At 72.9% G+C, this 21,150-nt stretch carries 18 protein-coding genes; 4 read left to right on the top strand and 14 right to left on the bottom strand.

The annotated features are described in order from the left end of the window. Positions 1–9 precede the first annotated feature (9 nt). Entirely contained in the window at positions 10–2,499 is a 2,490-nt protein-coding gene (locus ABZ562_RS02605) for a SpoIIE family protein phosphatase (RefSeq protein WP_361472937.1), read from the bottom strand. Positions 2,500–2,649: 150 nt separating this feature from the next. Here ABZ562_RS02605 and ABZ562_RS02600 point away from each other — a divergent pair, with 150 nt between their 5' ends. Together ABZ562_RS02600 and dgoD are read left to right on the top strand one after the other, a co-directional pair. Further along, entirely contained in the window at positions 2,650–3,378 is a 729-nt protein-coding gene (locus ABZ562_RS02600) for an SDR family NAD(P)-dependent oxidoreductase (RefSeq protein WP_361472934.1), read from the top strand. Between the two features lie 10 nt (positions 3,379–3,388). Next, the gene (gene dgoD, locus ABZ562_RS02595; RefSeq protein ID WP_361472931.1) at positions 3,389–4,534 is read left to right on the top strand and encodes a galactonate dehydratase; all 1,146 of its coding nucleotides are present in this window, start codon (positions 3,389–3,391) and stop codon (positions 4,532–4,534) included. 16 nt (positions 4,535–4,550) lie between these two features. Here the strand turns inward: dgoD and ABZ562_RS02590 are convergent, their stop codons facing one another. Next, on the bottom strand, positions 4,551–5,813 hold the full coding sequence (locus ABZ562_RS02590) for a cellulase-like family protein (protein WP_361472928.1): 1,263 nt from the start codon (positions 5,811–5,813) through the stop codon (positions 4,551–4,553). A gap of 124 nt (positions 5,814–5,937) precedes the next feature. On the opposite strand from ABZ562_RS02590, the gene ABZ562_RS02585 reads away from it, so the two are divergent. After that, entirely contained in the window at positions 5,938–6,648 is a 711-nt protein-coding gene (locus ABZ562_RS02585; RefSeq protein ID WP_361472925.1) for a FadR/GntR family transcriptional regulator, read from the top strand. A gap of 4 nt (positions 6,649–6,652) precedes the next feature. On the opposite strand, the gene ABZ562_RS02580 is transcribed toward ABZ562_RS02585, so the two are convergent. The 12 genes from ABZ562_RS02580 to ABZ562_RS02525 all read right to left on the bottom strand — a co-directional run bounded on the left by ABZ562_RS02580 (position 6,653) and on the right by ABZ562_RS02525 (position 19,425). Then, on the bottom strand, positions 6,653–6,940 hold the full coding sequence (locus ABZ562_RS02580; RefSeq protein ID WP_361472923.1) for a DUF1876 domain-containing protein: 288 nt from the start codon (positions 6,938–6,940) through the stop codon (positions 6,653–6,655). 69 nt (positions 6,941–7,009) lie between these two features. After that, positions 7,010–7,627: a hypothetical protein gene (locus tag ABZ562_RS02575; protein ID WP_361472920.1), complete on the bottom strand. Its 618-nt coding sequence runs from the start codon at positions 7,625–7,627 to the stop codon at positions 7,010–7,012. Positions 7,628–7,718: 91 nt separating this feature from the next. Further along, a complete protein-coding gene (locus tag ABZ562_RS02570) occupies positions 7,719–8,222 on the bottom strand; it encodes a carboxymuconolactone decarboxylase family protein (RefSeq protein ID WP_361472918.1) in 504 nt (167 codons plus the stop codon). Further along, complete coding sequence (locus tag ABZ562_RS02565; RefSeq protein ID WP_361472915.1) at positions 8,219–9,100, bottom strand: aminotransferase class IV; 882 nt, start codon at positions 9,098–9,100, stop codon at positions 8,219–8,221. The genes ABZ562_RS02570 and ABZ562_RS02565 overlap by 4 nt, the downstream gene beginning before the upstream one ends. A 20-nt stretch (positions 9,101–9,120) precedes the next feature. Further along, the gene (locus ABZ562_RS02560; protein WP_361472912.1) at positions 9,121–10,362 is read right to left on the bottom strand and encodes an FAD-dependent monooxygenase; all 1,242 of its coding nucleotides are present in this window, start codon (positions 10,360–10,362) and stop codon (positions 9,121–9,123) included. Further along, a complete protein-coding gene (locus tag ABZ562_RS02555) occupies positions 10,355–11,950 on the bottom strand; it encodes a class I adenylate-forming enzyme family protein (protein ID WP_361472909.1) in 1,596 nt (531 codons plus the stop codon). The genes ABZ562_RS02560 and ABZ562_RS02555 overlap by 8 nt, the downstream gene beginning before the upstream one ends. Before the next feature lie 77 nt (positions 11,951–12,027). Beyond that, on the bottom strand, positions 12,028–13,524 hold the full coding sequence (locus ABZ562_RS02550) for an AMP-binding protein (RefSeq protein ID WP_361473265.1): 1,497 nt from the start codon (positions 13,522–13,524) through the stop codon (positions 12,028–12,030). A gap of 86 nt (positions 13,525–13,610) precedes the next feature. Further along, entirely contained in the window at positions 13,611–15,830 is a 2,220-nt protein-coding gene (gene pabB / locus ABZ562_RS02545) for an aminodeoxychorismate synthase component I (RefSeq protein ID WP_361472906.1), read from the bottom strand. Continuing rightward, on the bottom strand, positions 15,818–16,432 hold the full coding sequence (locus ABZ562_RS02540) for a hypothetical protein (RefSeq protein ID WP_361472904.1): 615 nt from the start codon (positions 16,430–16,432) through the stop codon (positions 15,818–15,820). The genes pabB and ABZ562_RS02540 overlap by 13 nt, the downstream gene beginning before the upstream one ends. 301 nt (positions 16,433–16,733) lie before the next feature. After that, positions 16,734–17,978: an ornithine--oxo-acid transaminase gene (gene rocD / locus ABZ562_RS02535; protein WP_361472901.1), complete on the bottom strand. Its 1,245-nt coding sequence runs from the start codon at positions 17,976–17,978 to the stop codon at positions 16,734–16,736. Next, a complete protein-coding gene (gene ddaH / locus ABZ562_RS02530; RefSeq protein ID WP_361472898.1) occupies positions 17,978–18,787 on the bottom strand; it encodes a dimethylargininase in 810 nt (269 codons plus the stop codon). The genes rocD and ddaH overlap by 1 nt, the downstream gene beginning before the upstream one ends. 122 nt (positions 18,788–18,909) lie before the next feature. Next, complete coding sequence (locus ABZ562_RS02525) at positions 18,910–19,425, bottom strand: Lrp/AsnC family transcriptional regulator (RefSeq protein WP_361472896.1); 516 nt, start codon at positions 19,423–19,425, stop codon at positions 18,910–18,912. Between the two features lie 345 nt (positions 19,426–19,770). On the opposite strand from ABZ562_RS02525, the gene ABZ562_RS02520 reads away from it, so the two are divergent. Then, positions 19,771–21,075, top strand: a complete 1,305-nt coding sequence (locus ABZ562_RS02520) for a beta-ketoacyl synthase N-terminal-like domain-containing protein (protein WP_361472894.1) — start codon at positions 19,771–19,773, stop codon at positions 21,073–21,075. Positions 21,076–21,150: the final 75 nt, after the last annotated feature.

Here is a 21,150-nt window from a genome sequence, read left to right as displayed (position 1 = left end):
AGACACCGCCTACCGGAGCGGACCGGTCAGCGGCTGCTCGGCCCAGATGGTCTTGCGGTCCGCCGAGTACCGGGTCCCCCAGCGCTGGCTGAGCTGGGCGATGAGGAACAGACCGCGGCCGCCCTCGTCCATCCGCCCGGCCCGGCGCAGATGCGGTGCGGCCGCGCTGCTGTCGGAGACCTCGCAGATCAGCGACTGGTTTCTGACCAGCCGCAGCTGGATCGGGCCACGGGCGTGCACGATCGCGTTGGTGAGCAGCTCGGTGACCACGACCTGCGTGGTGGCCACGAGATGGTCCAGCCGCCACCGTGCCAGCTGGTGCGCCACCCGCGCCCGGGCCCGGGCGACGACCGCGGGCTCGGCCGGCAGGTCCCAGGCGGCGCAGAGCTCGTCGCTCAGCGCCCGGGTACGGGCCACCAGCAGCGCCACGTCGTCGGAGGGGGGCCCGGGGATCAGCTGGGAGACGACGGTGTCGCACACCGCGTCCGGCGACAGATCGCCGCACCCGTCGTCCAGGGCGCGGCGCAGCCGGTCCAGCCCGGCGTCGATGTCGTGGTCGCGCGATTCCACCAGGCCGTCGGTGTAGAACACCAGCAGGCTGTGGTCGGGCAGTTCGGCCTCGGTGGCCTCGAACGGCAGCCCGCCCACGCCCAGCGGCGGCCCGTTCGCGGACTCCAGGAACCGGGCGCGGCCGCCGGGGGTGATGACGGCGGGCGGGGGATGGCCGGCCCGGGCGAAGGCGAGGTGCCGGGTGATGGGGTCGTAGACGGCGTACACGCAGGTGGCGCCGAAGGCCCAGGCGTCGATGGCCGGTTCGGAGGCGAACGCGGACGCGGGGTCCGTGGCGTCGCCGGACTCCTGGCCCTCGGCGGCCTGTTCGTCGACCAGCCGCCGCACCTGGTCGTCGACGTGGGCGAGCAGTTCGTCGGGGGGAAGGTCGAGATCGGCCAGGGTGCGGACGGCGGTGCGCAGCCGTCCCATGGTGACGGCGGCCTTCATCCCGTGGCCGACCACGTCCCCCACGACGAGCGCCACCCGGGCCCCGGACAGCGGGATCACATCGAACCAGTCGCCGCCCACCCCCAGCCGGCTGCCGGCCGGCAGATAGCGCGACCGGGCCTCCACCGCCGCCTGGTCGGGCAGCCGCTGGGGGAGCAGGCTGCGCTGGAGGGCGAGGGCGGTGCCGCGTTCGCGGGTGTAGCGGCGGGCGTTGTCGATGCAGACCGCGGCGCGGGCCACGATCTCGTCGGCCAGCAGCAGATCGTCCTGTTCGAAGGGGTCGGGGCGCTGCCGCCGCAGGAAGACGGCCACCCCGAGGGTGCTGCCGCGCGCCCGTACCGGCACCACCATCCAGGAGTGGATGCCCCACCGCTGGATACCCTCGGCCCGCAGGGGATCGCCGTCGAGCCAGCCGGGGTCCGGCCCCGGGCCGTTCACCGTCTCCCGGATGGAGGTGCCGGTGGCCAGGGCGCGGGCGAAGGGGGAGTTGGGGGCGGACGCGTGGACGTCCACGTCCTCCACGTCTGCCACCGCCTCCGGGGTGCCGGGCACGATGGACTGGTGCGCGGCGCGCCGGAACACCGTCTCGCTGCCCACCGCGCCGGTGGGCGGCTCGTCGCCCTCGAAGACCGAGTCGATCAGGTCGACGCAGGCGAAGTCGGCGAGCCGGGGCACCGCCACGTCCGCCAGCTCCTGGGCCGTGTGCAGCAGGTCCAGGGTGGAGCCGATGCGGACGCTGGCGTCGTTCAGCACCGCCAGCCGCTCGCGGGCGCGGTGCCGCTCGGTGATGTCGAGCACCGCGTGGCAGACGGCGAAGACCTCGCCGGAGCGGTCCTTGAGCGGGAAGACCGAGTTGGACCAGACGCGCTCCCGGCCCGGGTCGGAGGGCACCCGGCCCCGCACCTCGACGTCGGCGACCGTGACGCCCTGGCGGAGCACCCGGTCCTGCATCTCCTCGATTCCGGAGGTGTCCACCTGCGAGACGGTCTCGCCCAGGGTGCGCCCCAGGCGTTCCTCGTCCTGGACGCCACTGAGCCGCCGCAGCGCGGCGTTCTGCATCAGGCAGCGGCACTCGGTGTCGTAGACGCTCATCGCGACGGGTGACGTCAGGCCCAGGCCGTCCAGGAGCGCGCGGCCGATGTCCTGGCGCCGCACCGACTCCTCGCGGGTGGCCTGCAGCAGCCAGTGGGGGTGCCCGTCGCCCAGGGACCACGGCTGGGCCCACAGGACGGTGGGGATTTGGTGGCCGTCGCGGTGGCGCAGCACCGCGGGGCCGCCCCCGGCGGCGGTGTACGCGTCGAGGCGGGGCGGTCCCGGGCCTCGGTGCGCGAACAGCTCGGCCACCGGGCGTCCCACCACGTCCTCGGCCCGGTATCCGAGGAGGTTCCGCGCGCCGAGGCCCCAGCCGGTCAGCACGCCCCGCCCGTCGACCACACAGGTGGCGTCCGAGATCAGGTCGGGGAGGTGGTGGGGCCATCCACGGAAGGTGCTGTCGCCCATCGCATGCGCTCTCGCCTCGTTCCGGCACGTGCAGCGAATTTTACTCCGCCCGGTTGACGGGACCCCTTGGCGTCACTCATTAATTCATATTTAATATCGGCCGTGAGCCCTTCTTCCCCCGCCCGGGGACCCGCTCGGGGACCCGGCTGCGTGATCGTCACCGGCGCCGCCGGCGGCATCGGCGAGGCGACCGCCCGCCGGCTGGCCGCGGACGGTGCCGGAGTGGTGATCGCCGATGTGCTGCGCGAAGAGGGCGAGGGCGTCGCCCGGGACATCCGCGCCGACGGCGGCCGGGCCGTCTTCCAGTACTGCGACGTGGCCGACGAGGCCTCCTGGGACGCGGCGGTGCGCACCGCGACCACGCGCTACGGACCGGTGTCCGGGCTGGTCAGCAACGCCACAACGGTACGGATCGGGGCCGCCGACGCGATCGGCCTCGACGAGTGGAACCGGCAGCTGTCGGTCGGCCTCACCGCCGCCTTCCTGGGTTTCCGCGCCTGCCTCCCCGGCCTGCGGGCCACCCGGGGGAGCGCGGTCCTGGTGTCGTCCGTGCACGCCCTCGTCGGGCTCCCCGGCCGCCCCGCCTACGCGGCCGGCAAGGCCGGGCTCACCGGGCTGACCCGCCAGCTGGCGGTCGAGTACGGCCCCGGAGTGCGGGTCAACGCCGTCCTGCCGGGCCCCGTCCTCACCCGCGCCTGGGCCGGGATCAGCGAGGAGGACCGGCTGGGCAGCGCCGAGCAGACCGCGGCCCGCCGCCTCGGACGCCCGGAGGAGGTGGCCGGGGCCATCGCCTTCCTGCTCGGCGGCGACGCCTCGTTCGTCACCGGCGCCTCGCTGGTGGTCGACGGCGGGTGGAGCGTGCTGAAGACCAGTTCCTGAGGAGCGATTTGTGATCATCACCCGTGTGGAGACCTTCGCCGTCCCGCCGCGCTGGCTGCTGTGCCGCGTGGAGACCGACGAGGGCGTCGTCGGCTGGGGCGAGCCGGTGGTCGAGGGCCGCGCCGCCACCGTCCGCACCGCCGTCCACGAGCTGTCCGAACTCCTCGTCGGCAAGGACCCCGCGCGGATCGAGGACCACTGGCAGCTGATGACCAAGGGCTCCTTCTACCGCGGCGGCCCGGTGCTCTCCAGCGCCGTCGCCGGGCTCGACCAGGCGCTGTGGGACATCGCGGGCAAGACCCTCGGCGTGCCCGTCCACGTCCTGCTCGGCGGCCCGGTACGGGACCGGGTCCGCGCCTACAGCTGGGTCGGCGGCGACGAGCCCGCCGCGATCGGCGAGGCGGTCGCCGCCCAGGTCGAGGCGGGATTCACCGCCGTGAAGATGAACGCCTCCGGGCGGATGAACCGGCTGCCCACCGTCTCCGACATCGACGCCGTCGTGGCCCGCGCCGCCGCCGCGCGCGAGGCCCTGGGGCCGGACCGGGACTTCGCGGTCGACTTCCACGGCCGCTTCACCGCCGCGGGTGCCCGCAAGATGCTGCCCCATCTGGCCCCGTACGACCCGCTGTTCGCCGAGGAGCCGGTCCTCCCCGAATACACGCATCTGCTCGGCGATCTCGTCGCCTCCTCGCCCGTTCCCATCGCCACCGGTGAACGGCTCTACTCGCGCACCGACGCGCTGCCCGCGCTGCGGGCCGGGGTCGCGGTGCTGCAGCCCGACCTCTCGCACGCCGGGGGCATCTCCGAGGTGCGGCGCATCGCCTCGCTCGCCGAGGTCTTCGACATCCCCCTCGCCCCCCACTGCCCGCTGGGCCCGGTCTCGCTCGCCGCCAGCCTCCAGATCGCCTTCGCGACCCCCAACTTCCTGATCCAGGAACAGAGCATCGGCATCCACTACAACGACGGCGCCGAAGTCCTCGACTACGTGGTCGACCCCGAGGTGTTCCGCTTCCACGAAGGCCACATCAACCGGCCGGCCGCCCCCGGGCTCGGCATCGAGGTCGACGAGAAGGCCGTGCGCGCCGCCGACGGAACCACCCCCGACTGGCGCGGCCCGATCTGGCGCCACCCGGACGGCTCGTTCGCCGAGTGGTGACGGCCGGGGAATGACCTCAGCCGCGCAGTATGGCGTTGCACTCCCGCTGCAGCGCGATGTCCTGCCACATCGGGTGCTGCGGCGCGGCGTTGGAGCACACCACCGCGCCCCACGCCCCGACCCGCGCCGCCTCGGTCACGGCGCGGCGGCAGAACGCGGCCCCCACCGGGCCCTCCTCGAACGTGCCGTGCAGCGGGGTGTAGCCGATCCAGCCCTCACCGAAGACCAGCGGCACACCCGTCTCCGCCGCCCAGTCCGCGGCCGCCTCGATCCAGGTGACCAGCTTCTGCTCCATCGCCAGCCGGTGCGTCGCGTAGCGCTCGTACAGCCAGGCGTCCCACTTGACCGGATCGCACCAGTCGTGGACGTAGATCTCCCGCGGCCCGACCGTGGTGGCCGCCAGCCGCCACCGGTCGCGCTCCGGCGGCACCCAGTCCGCCAGATCGGGCGCGCCGGGGCGCAGCAGCTCCCGGCGGGCCCGCGGCTGGGGGAAGGGCCGGGCCCGGTCGCGGATCGCGAAGGTATCGATCAGCTCGCCGAGCACCCCGTAGACATACGGATGGAACACGGCGACGTCGATGTCCCGGGGCACCCCGCGCAGCGAACCCACCGGCACCATGGCGTAGTTGACGGTGACCGGCCGGTTCGGGTGGCGCTCCCTGAACCGGGCGAGACCGCGCTCCAGGCGCGGGCGCAGCGCGACGACCCGGTCCTCGCCCCGCAGCCCGTCGGTGAGCCGGGTCCCCTGCACCTCGTTGTGCAGTTCGGTGAAGGCGATCCGGTCCTCCAGGCCGTACAGGACGAGGAAGTCGATCAGGTCGGCCAGCGCGTCCGCCAGCGCCTCGGCGCGCCGCTCGGGATCGACCGCCATCAGGGCGTCGAACCAGGCGCGGTCCTCGGCGAACGACGGGCTCTGCTGGTACTCCCAGCTGGAGAGGATGACGTAGCAGTCGTGCCGGATGGCCGCCTCGAACAGCGCCCGCAGATGGGCGCGTCCGTCGATCTCGGCGACCGCGCCCACGTCGTACCAGCGCATCCGCTGCCCGTAGTCGCCGCCCAGCGGGCGCAGCCGCAGCCGGCTGGTGTCGAGTCCCGAGCCGAAGAGCAGGTAGGGCATCGCGCAGACGCGCACCGTGTTGTAGCCGCGGGCGACGGCGTCCTCGAAGGCGCGGTCCAGATCGGCGAAGGGCTCGCCCGGGCCGGTACGGGTGTACCAGCTGAAGTCCCACAGCGAGATGGTCAGCGTGGCCGGGAGATGGGCGTGCGGCGACTGCGTCACAGGGGGCTCCCCGCGGTCGGCGTGCTCGTCGGTGAGGTCGGTTCATCGTCCGGGCGGGCCTGGGGGGTGTCAAGATGTATTCATAAATAATGCCCAGTGGTCCCGCGTTGACGAGGAGAAGCCCATGGCGTCCTATTCCGGCCGCGGTGTGCACGGCCAGGTGGTCCAGCGGCTGGGCGCCCGCATCGTCGGCGGCCACTGGGCCGAGGGCGACGTCCTGGACGTACGGGCCCTCGGTGACGAACTGGACGTCAGCCTCACCGTGATGCGCGAATCCCTGAAGGTGCTGGCCGGAAAGGGACTCATCGACGCCCGGCAGAAGCGCGGCACCTACGTCCGCCCCCGCTCCGCCTGGAACCTCCTGGACGCCGACGTGATCCGCTGGCGCATGGCGGGCGGCGACGGCGAGCGGCTGATGCGCGACCTCACCGATGTGCGCTCCGTCGTGGAGCCCGCCGCCGCCCACCGGGCCGCGCTGCGCCGCACCGACGCCGACCTGACCGCGCTGGAGGCGGCGCTGACCGCGATGGAACGCGCCCGGGGCGACCTGCCCGCCGAAGCGGACGCCGACGCCGCCTTCCACCGGGCGCTGCTCGCCGCCACCGGCAACGAACTCCTCGCCCGGTTCGATCTGATCCTGGAGCCCGGGCTGCGCGAGCGCGACCGGCTGGTGCACGCGCGCGGCGACGCCGACGACCCGGTGCCCAGCCACCGCCGGGTGCTGGACGCGGTGCGCGACCGGGACGCCCCGCGCGCGGAGCTGGCCATGCTCGATCTGCTCGCCAAGGCCGCCGAGGACGTCGGCGCGGCCGCGTCCCGGCCACCCGGCGACTGAGAGGTCAGACCACCCAGCCGTATCCGGGCCGGGGCTTACGCGGCGCCGGTGGCTCCTCGCTCTCGATGTCGTGTTCGGCGGCCCGCAGCAACTGCTGCCCGAGATCGCTCAGGGCCCGGCCCGCCGCCAGCTCGTCGCCGATCACCGGGATGTCCCGGTCCTCCGGGTTGCACCGCGCCGTGCCCCGGCCGGTGAGCGCCGTGTCGCCGGTGTCCAGCTCGACGCGCGCCTTCGTCCTGCCCTGGTCCTCGTAGAGGTAGAGATGGACCTTCCACTCCACTGTGTGCGGCATCGTCTGCTCCTCACCTCGCGTGCGGACCCGCGGCGGGGCGGCGAGGCGGCCGGAGCCACCGGAGAGCGGTCAGCGACGGTTCCTGCCGGACCACGCGGGTTCCACCACTTTCCACTCTGCATCCCATCGCGCGTACCGGCGGCGGTCCAGCACCTGCCGGACCCGGGCCCGCCCCGCGAACGCCGCGGCGGCCACGGCCGCGGCGGTCAGCATGCCGGTGAACCAGCCCATCGTCCGCGCGGTCGTGGGGGAGGTGGGCGGCTGGGCGAGATCCCCGTCCGGGCCCACCCACACCCGTACCTCCGCGCCCGCGTCCGCACCGCCGGGCACGGTGGCCACCCCGGTGTGCCGGGCGCCGTCGTCGCCCGTCCAGTCGACCTTCGCCATCCTCAGGTCGGTGGCCTCCGACTGGCCCGGCCCGCCGGGAGGGGACTCGGCGAGCCGCGCGGTGATCTGGTGCCGCGCCATGGCCTGGTCGTGTACGACGCGCATCTGCGACGCGTACGCGGCGTTCCCCGCGCTGATCGCGGCCATCGGCAGGCCGAGCACGAGGACCAGCAGGAAGAGCGCGGTGAACCAGGACTGGATCCGGTCCGTCCGCCTGCGCAGCGGGTTGCGCCCCCGGGCCGGACGGCCGAGCAGGGGCGGATGGGGCCCGGAGGTGCCCCGCGGTCCGTGGGTGTTCATGGGTCTAAGGCCTCCAGCGTGTGCTGACGGACGTCGCGCGGGCGCGCCATGCGCCGGGGTGCCCCATGGCGCGCCACACGACGGCAGGGGGTCAGGTGCGAGGGGCGGGCTGATACGCGCCGGGCACCATCCGGGCGCTGATCGCTGTGCGGTTGTACGCGTTGATGACGACCGCGGCCCAGATCAACGCCGCCACCTGCGGTTCGTCGAACACCTCGCACGCGGCCCGGTAGACCTCGTCCGGGACGTGGCCGTCGCCGACGTCGGTCACCGCCTCGGTCAGGGCGAGCGCGGCCCGCTCGCGCTCGGTGAAGAACGGGGTCTCCCGCCAGGCGCTCAGGGCGTAGATCCGCTGTTCGGTCTCGCCCCGGGCCCGGGCGTCCTTGGTGTGCATGTCCAGGCAGAACGCGCAGCCGTTGAGCTGGGAGGCGCGGATTCTGACCAGTTCCAGCAGCTCGGGCTCGACCTTCGCCTCCGCCGCCGCCTCGACGGCCGCGGCGTGCAGGGCGCCCATCGCGGCGGACACCTTAGGGGCCAGCTTCTTCAGCTCCAGCCGGGCGGTGGTGGCCCGGGGGCCGGGTGCGGTCGCGGTCATCGGTGAGCTCCGTTCGTCGGCATGAGGACATCGGCACAGCTGTCGAGCCAGCTCTGCCAGGAAGCGGCGCGCAGGGCCGGTCCCGCGCGCAGCGGACGGCCGAGCCACGCGGTCACGGGCCGGATCCCGTGCAACGCGTTGACCAGCCACACCTCGCGCCCGTCCAGCTCCTGGACGGGACACCAGCGGTGTTCGGTACGGACGCCCAGCTCCGCCGCGCGCTCCTGGATCAGGGCCGTGGTGACGCCCGCCAGCAGCGGCAGGTCCGGCGGCGGCAGGCACAGCACGTCGTCCTCCCACCACAGGACGTTCGCCGTCGTCCCCTCCAGCACCAGCCCCGAGGGCGTGATGAGCATCAGCTCCTGGGCGCCGCGCTGGGCGGCCCGGTGGCGCAGATGTGCCAGCAGGGACAGATCCGGTCCCTTGCGGCGCGGATGGACGCGCGGGTCGAACTCCTCGGTCAGGCAGACGGCCACATTGGCCGTCCGGGGCGGTGCGGGCCGTATCCGCAGATAGAGCCGGGCCGGTTCCGGACCGGCCAGCTCGACCCGGGGGAACCAGCGGCCGGTGCGCGGCAGCGCCGCCACCGCGTCCCGCCAGAAGCTCTCGATCCGGGCCGGGGAGTCGCCCGTCGCCTCGGCGCACGCGGCGGCGAACCGCCGGTGGTGGCGGTCGAGGGCCCGCGCCCGCCCCGCGTCGACCAGCCAGGAGTCGGCGGCCAGCAGCGCGCTGTCGGGCACCGGGCGGGAGGGCATCAGCCCGCCGTCCTCGCGCCACATCAGCGTCCACTGCTGCTGCTCCGGGCGCTGCCCATGGCCGGTGTCCCGGACCGCGCCGGTATGCCGGGCCGCCGTCACCATGTCCGTGTCCGTGTTCACGCCTTCGTTCCCCTCCACCGTCAGTACTTCCGCGCCGCGTCGGCCATCGGGCCGCCGCGGGGGCCGTACGGGGCATGCTCCAGCCACGCGCCGCACCGGGGGACCACCGGGGCCAGCGTGGCCGCCGCGCGCTGGGTCACCCGCCCCCAGCGCCGGGGCCGCATATGGTCCAGGGCCGCCCCCGCGGCCACGCTGTTGAACAGCGCGGCACGACGGCGGGTGGAAGCGAACTCACCGATGGCCACGGGTGCCCGCGACGGGTCGGAGCATGCCACCGATATGGCGTCGGCCGCCGCGACCGCGTCCGCGATCCCGCTGTTCATCCCGCGCGCCCCGAAGGGCGGGAACAGATGGGCCGCCTCGCCCGCCAGCAGCACCCGCCCGGTCGGATCGGTGAACGCCGAGGCGACCTTGCGCAGGAAGTGGTAGCGGGACACCCACAGCACCTGGTGCGCGCAGTCCTCGCCCACCAGCCGGGGCAGCCAGCGCCGCACCGCCCGCTCGGTGTCGTACGTGCCCGGCGGGTCGTCCGCCCGGCACTGCAGGTCGATCTGGAAGCCGCCGGTGAACGGCACCCGCAGCACGGTGCGGCCGCCGGTGCCGGGGTGCTCGTAGTGGAAGACCCGCTCGACGGGCATCACGGCGCCCGCCGGGTCCGCCACGTCCACCACCACGTGGTAGCCCTCGGAACGGGTGCCCTCCAGCGGGATGCCCAGGGCCTTGCGCACCGCGGAGCGGGCCCCGTCGGCGGCGATCACATGGCCGGCCGTCCAGCCGTCGCCGTCCGCCGCGGTCACCTCCACCCCGGTGCCGGTGGCCCGGACTCCGGTCACCTCGGCGTCGAAGCGGAAGTCCACGCCCGTCTCCAGGCACGCCTCGTACAGGAACCGCTCGGTGTCCACCTGGCGCAGGCTCGCGAAGGCGGGCAGCCTCTCCCCGCCGCCGCCACCATCGTTGCCGGGGGTCTCCGGATAGGTCTGCGCGAACACCTGGCGCCCGCGGTAGAGGGTGCGCCGGGTCCGCCAGGTCGTGCCGTACGCCGCGACGCGCTGCCCGAGCCCGGGGCGGGCCCGCTCCAGCAGCCGCAGCGACTGCCGGTGCACGAACAGCGCACGGCTCCCGGGCCGCACCCGGTCCTTCGGCCCCGACTCCAGCACGGTGACGGGCAGTCCGCGGGCGCGTAAGCCGAGCGCCGCCGTCATCCCGACCGGCCCGGCGCCCACCACCAGGACCGGCCGCGCGATCGCCGCCGGGTCAGCCATGGGCCCGGGCCGTGGACAGCGTGGGCAGTTCGCCCTCGGCCAGCAGCCGGCTGATCTCCAGCCGCTTGATCTTCCAGGTGCTCGTGCGGGGCAGGTCCTCGAAGCGGCACTGCACCGGATCGGCCAGCGTCGGCAGGTCCGAGGTGGCCAGCCGCCAGCGCTCGGCGTCCAGCGGCTCGTCCCCGCGGGTGCACACCACCGGCACCGGCTCCAGGGCGGGACCGTGCACGATGATCACCTCACGGAGTTCGGCGACCCGGGACAGCAGTTCGTCCTCGACCTCCAGGTTGGAGTCCACCGCGGCGTTCTGATCGACCTCGCGGTCCAGCAGATACAGCGCGCCCCAGCGGTCGCGGTAGCCCATGTCGCCCATCCGCCACCAGCCGCGGTCGACTTGGCGGGCGTATTGGTCGGGGGCGCCGAGATAGGTGAGGATCCGGCCGCGGGTGCGGGCCTCGATGGCCCCGGGCTTGCCCGGCGGGCACGTCCGGCCCCGCTCGTCCACCACCCGGATCCGGGTGAACCCGGGGATGTTGGTGCCCACCCGCCGCCCCTGCACCCGGTCCGCGCCGCGCCGGGTGTACCAGCCGAAGGCGATCGGCCCGGTCTCGCTCTGCCCGTACAGCTGCACCAGCCGCGGGTCGCGGCGGCGGGACGCGCCGAGCAGCCGTTGCACGGTGCGCGGGTGGATGGCGTCGAAGGTGGCGCCGTACGCCCGTACGTTGGCCAGCGGCGCTCCGGGCGCGTCGGCCAGGTCCTCCCACAGCACGAAGGTGTTGGGGTGGGTCTCCACGATGCCGGGCCGGTATTTCGCCAGCAGGGGAGCGGCATGGGCCGGGTCGGGGTCGAGGAGGAGCAGCAGCGGGCTGCCGAAGTGCAGCAGCACGCCCAGCAGGTGGTAGAAGCGGGAGTGCACGAACGACATGTGCAGCGCGGCGGACTCGCCGCGGGTGGCCCGGCCCATCGCCTGCTGCGGCACCAGCCGGTTCCACATGGTGTGCGCGCAGTGCACCGCCAGCTTGGGGATGCCGGTGGTGCCCGAGCTGTGCGTGATCAGGGAGGGTTCACGCGGGTGGAGCCGGATGGGCGCGCGGCGCGGCACCCCGGCGTACTTGGCGAGCGGGACCGCGTGCCCGTTCCCGGGCGCCTCGTCCACGGTGAGCACGCCCCGGGCGAGCCCGGTGTCCAGGCCGCTCAGGGTGGATTCCAGCGCGGCCCGGTCGGTGATCAGCCACGGCGCGTGCAGCCGGTCCAGCAGCACCGCGGCCACCCCGCCGTCCAGCGAGGGCGACAGCAGCGCGGGCACCGCGCCGATCCGGGAGGCGGCGCAGGCCAGCAGCACGATGTCGACGTTGTCGCTCTTGTGGATCGCCACGTGCTCGCTCGGCCGTACCCCCGCCGACCACAGCCGGGCGGCCAGATCGTCGACCAGATCCGCCAGATCGGTGTACCCGAGGTCCGTACCGGCCTCCGGCGCGACGTCCAGCGGCCGGTCGAGCGTCACCCGGACCCTGCCGTGGCGGGCCGCGGCCTCCTGGAACATCAGCCCGAGGTAGAACCCGCGCTCGGGGAGTAGCCGCTCCAACATATGCAGTACCTACCGTTCGGAATCGTTCACGAGGGTGCGCGCGGGGGCGAGGCGAGGGCCGGCGGGGCCGCGGCCGGTCACCAGGCGCCGGTCCGTACGACATGGCGCCGCAGCTTGCCGGTCTGCGTCCGGGGCAGGGACGCCACCACCCGCACCGTGCGCGGCGCCTTGAACGCGGCGAGCCGCTTCCGGGCCAGCGCGATCAGATCGGCCGACAGGGCCTGTTCGTCGACCGTCCGGCCACCGGCCACGGGCGCGGCCGGCACCACGAAGGCGTGCAGCCGGGTCGCGCCGCGGCTGTCGGGGACGGCGGCCACCGCCACCTCCCGCACGGACGGGTGGTGCCGCAGCACCTCCTCGACCTCCAGCGGGGACACGGTGATCCCGCCGACCATCTCCAGGTCGTCGACCCGGCCCAGGTGCTGGTACGTGCCGTCCGGGTTGCGCCGGGCCCGGTCCCGGGTGGCGAGCCAGCCGTCGTCCGCGGGGCGGACGGAGGCCACCGTCGGCCCGCGCACCCACAACTCGCCCTCGGCCGCCTCGCCCTCCAGCACGGTGCCACCGCTGTCCCGCAGCTCCATCTCGAAGCGCGGCACCGGGCGGCCCAGGGTGCCCGGGGCGTTCTCCCAGACGGTGTTCGCGCAGAAGGCGTGGCCCGCCTCGGTGGAGCCGATCTGCTCCAGGACCGGGGCGCCCAGCATCTCGGCGACCCGTTCCCCTAAGCCCCGGGGCAGGCTCTCGCCCGCGCTGACGGCCGCGCGCACCGAGGCGAAGCAGGACGTGTGGCCGGTGCCGCGCTCGTCCACCAGGGCGGCGTACGCGGACGGCACCGAGTACAGCAGGGTCACCCGGTGCCGGGCCACCAGGTCGTCGGTGAGGCCGGGCCCTGGCCGCTGCGCGCTCAGCACCGCGGACGACCCCGAGAACAGCGGGAAGACGAAGGCGTTCCCGAACCCGTAGGCGTAGAACAGCTTGGACACCGAGAACGTCACGTCGTCCGGGCCGATGTCCAGCACCTCCCGTCCCACCAGGTCGTAGTACGCCGCCACATGGCCGTGGGTGTGGGTCACCGCCTTCGGACGGCCGGTGGTCCCCGAGGTGTACTGGACGTACAGCGGGGCGTCGGCCGTCACCGGCTCGGCCTCCCGCGCCGCGGCCGCGGCGTCGATGCCGTCCGGGTTCGTCAGGGCCGACAGCTGGTCCGCGCCGAGCCAGCGGGCGGTGTCGAAGTGGCCCTGGAGGTCGGGCCCCGAGACACACAGCGCGGCCCGCGAGTCCTCGGCCATGAAGCGGTGGTCGTCGGCGGTGAGCCCGGGGTTGACCAGCACCGCCGTCGCCCCCAGCCGGGCGACGGCCAGGAACGTGGCCACCCACATGATGCCGTCGGGCAGCGCCATCAGCACCCGGTCCCCGGCCCCCACCCCGCGCCCGGCCAGCACGGTGGCGGCGCGCGCGGCACGGTCGTGGACCTCGCCATGGGTCCAGATCCGGTGCGCCTCCAGGAAGGCGGGGCGGCCCGACCAGCCGCACCGGTCGGCGAGTGCCGCCAGATGCGCGGCCACGTTGGCGGACACCGACGGTACGAAGACCGACGGGGCGGACAGCGGGAACCCGGAGGCGGCGAGCGACGGGTCCAACAGGGCGGAGTCCGGGAGAGTGGTCACCGTTCCAGCTCCTTCGCGGGGGAGTCCGGCAGCGACGGGGCCGCCGCCACCAGCAGGTCGTCCAGTGCACCGGCGGGCCGCTGTTCCGAGTCGTGGTACGCGCGCATCGTCGCCGCGGTCTTCAGCAGCATCTCCTCGTACTCCTCGGCCGGATCGGAGTCCAGGACGATGGCGCCGCCCGCCCCGATGTGCATCCGGCCGCCGGTGAACACCGCGGTGCGGATCACGATGCTGAGGTCGGCCGCGCCGTTGCAGCTGAGGAAGCCGAGGGCGCCGGAGTACACGCCGCGGGCCTCGGTCTCCAGCGCGTCGATGATCTCCATGGTGCGCAGCTTGGGGGCGCCGGTCATCGAGCCGCCGGGGAAGCAGGCCCGTACGCAGTCCACGGTGCTGGTGTCCTGGCGCAGCCGGCCGCGCACGGTGGACACCAGCTGGTGCACGGTGGCGTACGACTCGGTGTTCATCAGCCGCGGCACATAGACACTGCCCGGCTTGCACACCCGCCCCAGGTCGTTGCGGAGCAGGTCGACGATCATCAGGTTCTCGGCCCGGGGCTTGGCGCTGGTGGCGAGGGCGGCCAGCGCCCGGGCGTCCTTGTCGGCGTCCCCCGAACGCGGCGCCGTGCCCTTGATCGGCTTGGCCTCGGCGATGCCGTCCGGGGTGACGCGCAGGAAGCGCTCGGGGGAGGCGCACGCCACGTCCGTGTCGCCGAACCGCAGATAGGCGGCGTACGGGGCCGGGTTGCAGCGGCGCAGCGTCCGGTAGAAGGTGTACGAGTCGCTGGGGGCGGGCAGCCACGCGGAGTTGGTGAGGCAGACCTCGTAGCTCACCCCGGCGCGCAGCTCGCGCAGGCTCGCCTCGATCGAGGCCAGGTACTCCTCCCGGTCCCGCACCAGCCAGGGTTCGACGGCGGCCGTGGTGGTGAGCGGCGGCGGCGCGGGCAGGGGCTCGGTCTGCGCCGGGACCCCGGTGAGCACGGTCACCGTCGCGTCCAGCCACTCCTTGGCCTCGCGGTGGCCGTCGGCGGTGTCCTCGCTCAGGCAGCAGATGTAGGTGACGCTCTCCTGGTGGTCGACCGCGACGAAGCGGTCGGCGAACAGCCAGCAGGCGTCCGGGGTGGCGGCCTCGTGCCGGCCCGGGGCGCCGCAGTCGGCCTTCATCTCGTAGCCGAGGTAGCCGACATAGCCGCCGGTGAAGTCGAAGGGCAGGTCGGGGGCGTGGACCCGGCGGGCGGCCAGCTCCCGCTCGAGATAGTCGAAGACGCTGCCCTCGTAGGTGGCGGCGGGCCGCCCGGGGCGCTCGATCTCGCACACCCGGGTGGCGGTGTCGTACCGCACGAACTCGGCCAGCGGCCCCTGTCCGTCGCCGAGGAAGGAGAAGCGTGCCTCGCCGGACTGGGTCCGCGAACTGTCCAGCCAGAACGCGCGCGGCGCGTCCGCGTACAGCCGGGTGAAGGCCGCCTCGGTGTCGGTCGCGTCGGCCAGCCAGCGGGCGTGCAGCCGGTACGAGCGGGCCTGCGCGCCGTCCGCGGCCGGCACGCTCGCCGCCACCGGCTTCTTCGGGCGCGGGGCGCGGGGCTTGCGGGGCTCGTCGGGGGAGGCGGTGGACGTCACGGACTCGCCGTTGGCGTGCTCGATGGTCAGATCACGGAAGTTGCTGAACATCCGGTGGCCGTATCCGGTGAGCACCGACTCCGGGTGGAACTGCACGCCCCACAGCGGGCGGGCCCGGTGCCGCAGCCCCATCAGGACGCCGTCCTCGGACCAGGCGATGCCCTGCAGGCCCAGCGGCAGTGGTTCGGCCACGCACAGCGAGTGGTAGCGAACGGCCGTGAAGTCCTGGGGAAGACCACGGAAGATGCCGCGCCCGCCGTGCTTGATCCGGGAGAGATGGCCGTGCCGCGGCTCGGGCGTCGGCACCACCCGCGCCTGGGCGCCGAGCGCGATGCCCTGGTGGCCCAGGCACACGCCCAGCACCGGAATCGTGGCCCGCTCGATCAGCCGGGCGGCGCCGGCGAAGTCACGGGCGTCGGCCGGATGTCCGGGGCCGGGGGAGACCACGATGTTGTCGAACTCGGAGAGGTCGATGTCCGCGCATTCGGGCGCGTCATTGAGAAGCACCTCCGGTTCCTCACCGTTGACCTCGGTGAGCAGATGGAAGAGGTTGTACGTGTACGAGTCGTAATTATCGACGAGGAGCGTCCTCAGCGATTCCATCCGGATTTGCCTCCTTGCTTCGGGCCGTCCATCGCCATGCGCCTGTGACGTCCTCGGATCGACTGAAGCGGCGGGTAGAGCCACTTCTTGAGGAGCCGCTGCAGGCGCGGCATGACGAGCCAGGTCACCATCGCGGTCACGCCAAGACACAGAGCCAGGGTCCGCAGCAGGAAATTGGTGCCGTCCAGGAACGGGATCACCAGCACATTGAACATGAGAACCGGGGGGAACACCGCGCCCAGGTTCACCAGCCAGAGTTTCCATTTGGGGGGCGGCGGCAGTGGCCGCACCGGACCCTTCAACCAGTTCTGCAGTCCCGAGGTGCGCTGGGTTCCCTTTTCTTGTACGAAGGGTCCGGCCCGAGTCGCCAACCGGGCGCGCTCGAGCGAGGATTCCCATCCCTGTGCGGATACTTCCCTGTCGAATCGGTAGATGACATGCCATTCCGAGGACAGCCGGCCGGAGCCCATCACGCCGCCCCCCAGGTATCCCGGAAGACATGCCGCGGCATTGAGCATCTCAATCGCCCAGCCATAGAACTCGGTTTCGCGGCCGGGGTCCACCCGGTATGCGGCCGTCACCGTGACCGGTTCCGTGTCCACTCCAGCCGCAACTCCTTCCCGCACCCTGCACGCTCGCCTTCTCAACCCATGCTGACCTGCAAGGACTTCATGCTCTTCGCCAGCTCTTCCCGGCGAGTTGACAGGAAGTGTTCCACATCGGGAGATCGGCAACAGTCGAATGCTCAACAACGTACATAAAAGGGCCGTGACCTGCGCGTTATCTACGCTTCGAAGGCTTCGGCCGGGGTACGAAAAAGAATCTGGGAGACGGATTGAACACAACGAAGCGCCGGGCCGTATGGAACGTAATGCGGCCCGGCGCTTCAATCCTCGGCTCGTGTCAGCCGAGTACCTTCTCCAGTGACGCCAGCGACGCCTCCAGCTCCTCCCGCGTGATGGTCAGCGGCGGGGCCAGCCGGATCGTCGAACCGTGGGTGTCCTTGACCAGGACGCCCTCGCCCAGCAGTCGCATCCCGATCTCGCGCCCGGTGCCCAGCGCGGGATCCACATCGACCCCGGCCCACAGACCGCGGCAGCGGTGCGCCGTCACGCCCTTGCCGTGCAGCGCGCTCAGCCCGGCGTCCAGCACCCGCCCCAGCTCGGCGGCGCGGGCCTGGAACTCCCCGGTGTCCAGCAGGTCCACCACGGCCGACCCGACCGCGGCGGCCAGCGGATTGCCGCCGAAGGTGGAGCCGTGCTCGCCGGGGCGCAGCACGCCCATCACCGCGCGGTCGGCGACCACGGCGGAGACCGGCACGATGCCGCCGCCCAGCGCCTTGCCGAGCAGCAGCACATCCGGCCGCACCGCCTCGTGGTCGACCGCGAGGGTGGTGCCGGTGCGGCCCAGACCGGACTGGATCTCGTCGGCGATGAACAGCGCCCCGGCCCGCCGGGTGAGTTCACGCACCCCCGGCAGATAGCCGTCGTCCGGAATGAGCACGCCCGCCTCGCCCTGGATGGGCTCGATCAGCACGGCGGCCGTGGTCTCGTCGACCGCCGCCTCCAGCGCGGCGAGATCGTTGTACGGGACGACGCGGAAGCCCGGGGCGAACGGGCCGAACCCCTCGCGGGCCACCGGGTCGCTGGAGAATCCCACGATCGTCGTCGTGCGGCCGTGGAAGTTGCCGTCGGCCACCACGATCGTCGCCTGGTCCGGTGCGACGCCCTTGACCTCGTACGCCCATTTGCGGGCCAGCTTGATGCCGCTTTCCACCGCCTCCGCGCCGGTGTTCATCGGCAGCACCGTCTCCAGGCCGGTGAGCCGTGCCAGCCCCTCGGCGAATCCGGCGAGCCTGTCGTTGTGGAAGGCGCGCGAGGTGAGGGTGAGCCGGTCGAGCTGGCGGTGGGCGGCCTCGACGAGCGCCGGGTGGCGGTGGCCGAAGTTGAGGGCCGAGTAGCCCGCCAGCATGTCGAGGTAGCGGCGGCCCTCGACGTCCCACACCCAGACGCCCTCGGCGCGGGACACCACCACGGGCAGCGGATGGTAGTTGTGGGCGAGCGAGGACTCCTCGGCGCGGATCAGCTCACCGGAGGAGCGCGCGGGAGGCGCGGCGGCGGACGGGGCGGTGCGTGCGGGTGCGGTCATCAGCGGATCTCCTGAGTGCAGCACTTGATGCCCCCGCCGGCCTTGTGCAGTTCCGACAGGTCGACGGGGACGGGGACGTAACCGCGGTCGGTGAGCTTGCCGATGAGGCCGGTCGCGCGCGGGGCGACGAACACATGACGGCCGTCGGAGACGGAGTTGAGCCCGAAGGCCATGGCGTCGTCCCGGGTGGCGATCAGCGCGTCCGGGAAAAGGCGCTCCAGGACCTCACGGCTGCCCGGGGAGAACGCGCCCGGGTAGTAGGCGATGTTCTCGTCGTCGAGCGTGAACAGGGCGGTGTCCAGGTGGTAGAAGTACGGGTCCACCAGCAGCAGGCTGATCACCGGCACCCCGAAGAACTCCTGCACCTCCTGGTGCGCGGCGCGCGTCGTACGGAATCCGGTGCCGGCCAGGACGAACCGGCCGGCGGGCACGAGATCGCCCTCGCCCTCGCACACCGCCTCCGGCGGGTGCACCTCGAATCCGGCCGCCTTGAACCAGGAGGTGTAGGCGAGCTGTTCGGGCCGGCGCTGGGGCGCGTGGAACCGGGAGCCGAAGACCCGGCCCTGGAGGACCAGGGCCGAGTTCGCCGCGAACACCATGTCCGGCAGGCCCGGCACCGGCTCGGCGGTCTCCACCCGGTGGCCGTGGTCGCGATAGGCGCGGATCAGCGTCTCCCACTGGGTACGGGCGAGCGCGGTGTCGACCACGGTGTCCTCGCGCATCCAGGGATTGATGGCGTACCGGACGTCGAAATAGCTGGGGGGACAGGTCAGATAGCGCCGGGGGCGCGGCACACGGGTCTGGGGCACGGAGCAGTCCTCTCGCTTCCCAAGGGCGACCGGGGAATGATTCAACGGTAGAAAGCGGACGAGAGGGGACACAAGAAAGGAAAATTGCGCGATGGTGCGTGGATGTTGCGTCTCGGGCCGGTTCAACGACCGTTCATTGCGTCCGGCCCGCCGGACGGCGCGGCGGCGGGGCTGGCGCCCGCCTCGGCGCTGCCCGCGATCAGATGCGACAGCACCATGTAGCTGATGGTCTTGGCGATGAAGGGTTCGGTCCGGATGCGCTCCAGCACCTCCTCGAAGTGCTCCACATCGGTGGCCATCACGTGCAGCAGGGCGTCGGCGCCCCCGGTCACCGTCATGGCCGCGGTGATCTCCGGGTAGCTGCGCACCACTTCCGCCAGCCGCCGCGGCGGGGCCGCGCTGTCGCAGTACACCTCCACGTACGCCTCGGTCCGCCAGCCCAGGGCGGCCGGGCGCACGGTCGTGGTGAAGCCGGTGATCACGTCGTTCTCCCGCATCCGGTCGACCCGCCGCTTGACCGCGGACGCCGACAGCCCGACCGTGGCGCCGATCTCCGTGAAGCTCGCCCTGGCGTTCGCGACCAGGGCCGCGACGATCTTGCGGTCCAGGTCGTCGAACGGTGCGGACTGGTTCGCCATGAGGGGTCCTTTCGGCGGCCGGTGATGAACAGTCGAAATGACGTACCGATGAGATGCCCGCGAACCGCTGTGCTTTCCCCGGCTTCCCTCCGCTTTCCTCCGTTTTCGGAAAGCTTCCGCAAGAGGGGGCGTGCGCGGGGACACGAGGCCCGATAGCGGAGCCGTGGCGTGCCCCGGGCGCCGGGCGTACGAATCCGGGCACCGTACCTTCCGTATCCACCTTGTTGATACGGCACAACCTTCCGACGGTCCTTACCGCGGCGTAGCGTCTTCTATTCCATAATCGTTTCCGAGCGATGATCAGGTGGTCGTCATGACAACTATTATCAGCTTCAGGAGAGCGCGGTGAAAAGACCGCGGGACGCGGTGGTCACCGGTGTGGGTTTCTGCCTGCCGGGCGACGCCGGGCCCGTATTCACCGCGGGGCAGGTATGGGATATCGCCTCCCACGGCCGCTCCGTCCTCGTGCGGCGGGACATCGCCTACGGTGCGGTGAACCTCACCCCAGAGCATTTCGCGGAACGGTTCCCCGAAATCCCCGAGTTCTTCTCCCGCCACTACACCAACGCCCATCGCTTCGGCCTGGTGTCCCTGGCCGAGGCCTGCGCCGACGCCGAACTCGACCTCCAGGCCGGTGACCTGGCCGAGGCGGCCCTCCTCGTCGGCCGCGGCGGAGTGGACACCAACGTCGGTGTGTACCTCTCGCTGCTGAACACCCAGTCCGACGAGGCCACCGCGCTCGACGGCGTGGAGATGTTCGTCGCCGCCGCACTCGGCGCGACCCCCTCCGACGTCGCGGTCGTCCAGGCCGCGGTGGCCCGCTCCACCGGCCCCTGCTACACGGTGGCCTGCGGCTGCTCGTCCGCCGCCGTGCAGATCGGCAACGCCCGCCGGCTCATCGCCACCGGCGAGGTCGAGATGGCCGCCGTCACCGGAGTCGACGTCTTCGACGTCGGCCTGATCCAGCACGGCCAGCGGCTGCAAGTGGGCGCGCAGCGCGCCCACGAGGCGATGGACGCCGCCGCCATGCCCGACCTCCTCGCCTCCTTCGAATCCCTCATGCGCCCCTACGACCGGCGCGCCGACTGCATCAACCACGGCGAGGGCTCCGCCACCGTGATCCTGGAGAGCCGGGAACACGCCCTGCGCCGCGGCGCCCACCTCTACGGCCAGGTGCTCGCCACCGCCATGACCCGCGACGGCCTCGACAATCCCCTCGCCACCGACGCGGGCGGCGCCCAGCTCGTCCGGGCCGTCCGCGCCTGCCTCGGCGACCGGTGGCGGATCGAGCAGATCCCGTACGTCAACGGCGCCTGCGACGGCGGCGCGGCCGTCACCGCCCTGGAGGTCAACACCATCCGGGAGCTGTACGGCCCCGACAGCCCGGTGCTGATGAGCACCCAGGAGGCCTGCTTCGGCCACCACGGATCGCCCATCGGCTGCGTCGGCGCCGCCCTGACCCTGATGATGATGGAACAGGGCGAGGTGTGCCCCACCGCCAACTGCGAGGAGCCGGCCGACGGCCTGCCCTTCGACCCGGTCCCCGGCACCCGCACCCGTCCCCTCGACTTCGACTACGCCCTGAGCTTCAACTACCAGATCGGTGGCGTGAAGCACGCGATGCTGCTGGGCAGCCCGGACGCCACGTAGCGGGTGTCCGCAAAGCCCCGCCGGGCCCGCGACGGACACCCCCGGCCCGCGCCCCCCGCCCCGGCCTCCACCCCA

This window comes from Streptomyces sp. NPDC019937 (assembly GCF_040631655.1).
Lineage (GTDB): Bacteria > Actinomycetota > Actinomycetes > Streptomycetales > Streptomycetaceae > Streptomyces.
The sequence above is the reverse complement of the archived record's forward strand: the minus strand, read 5'-3'. Positions and strand labels throughout refer to the sequence as shown.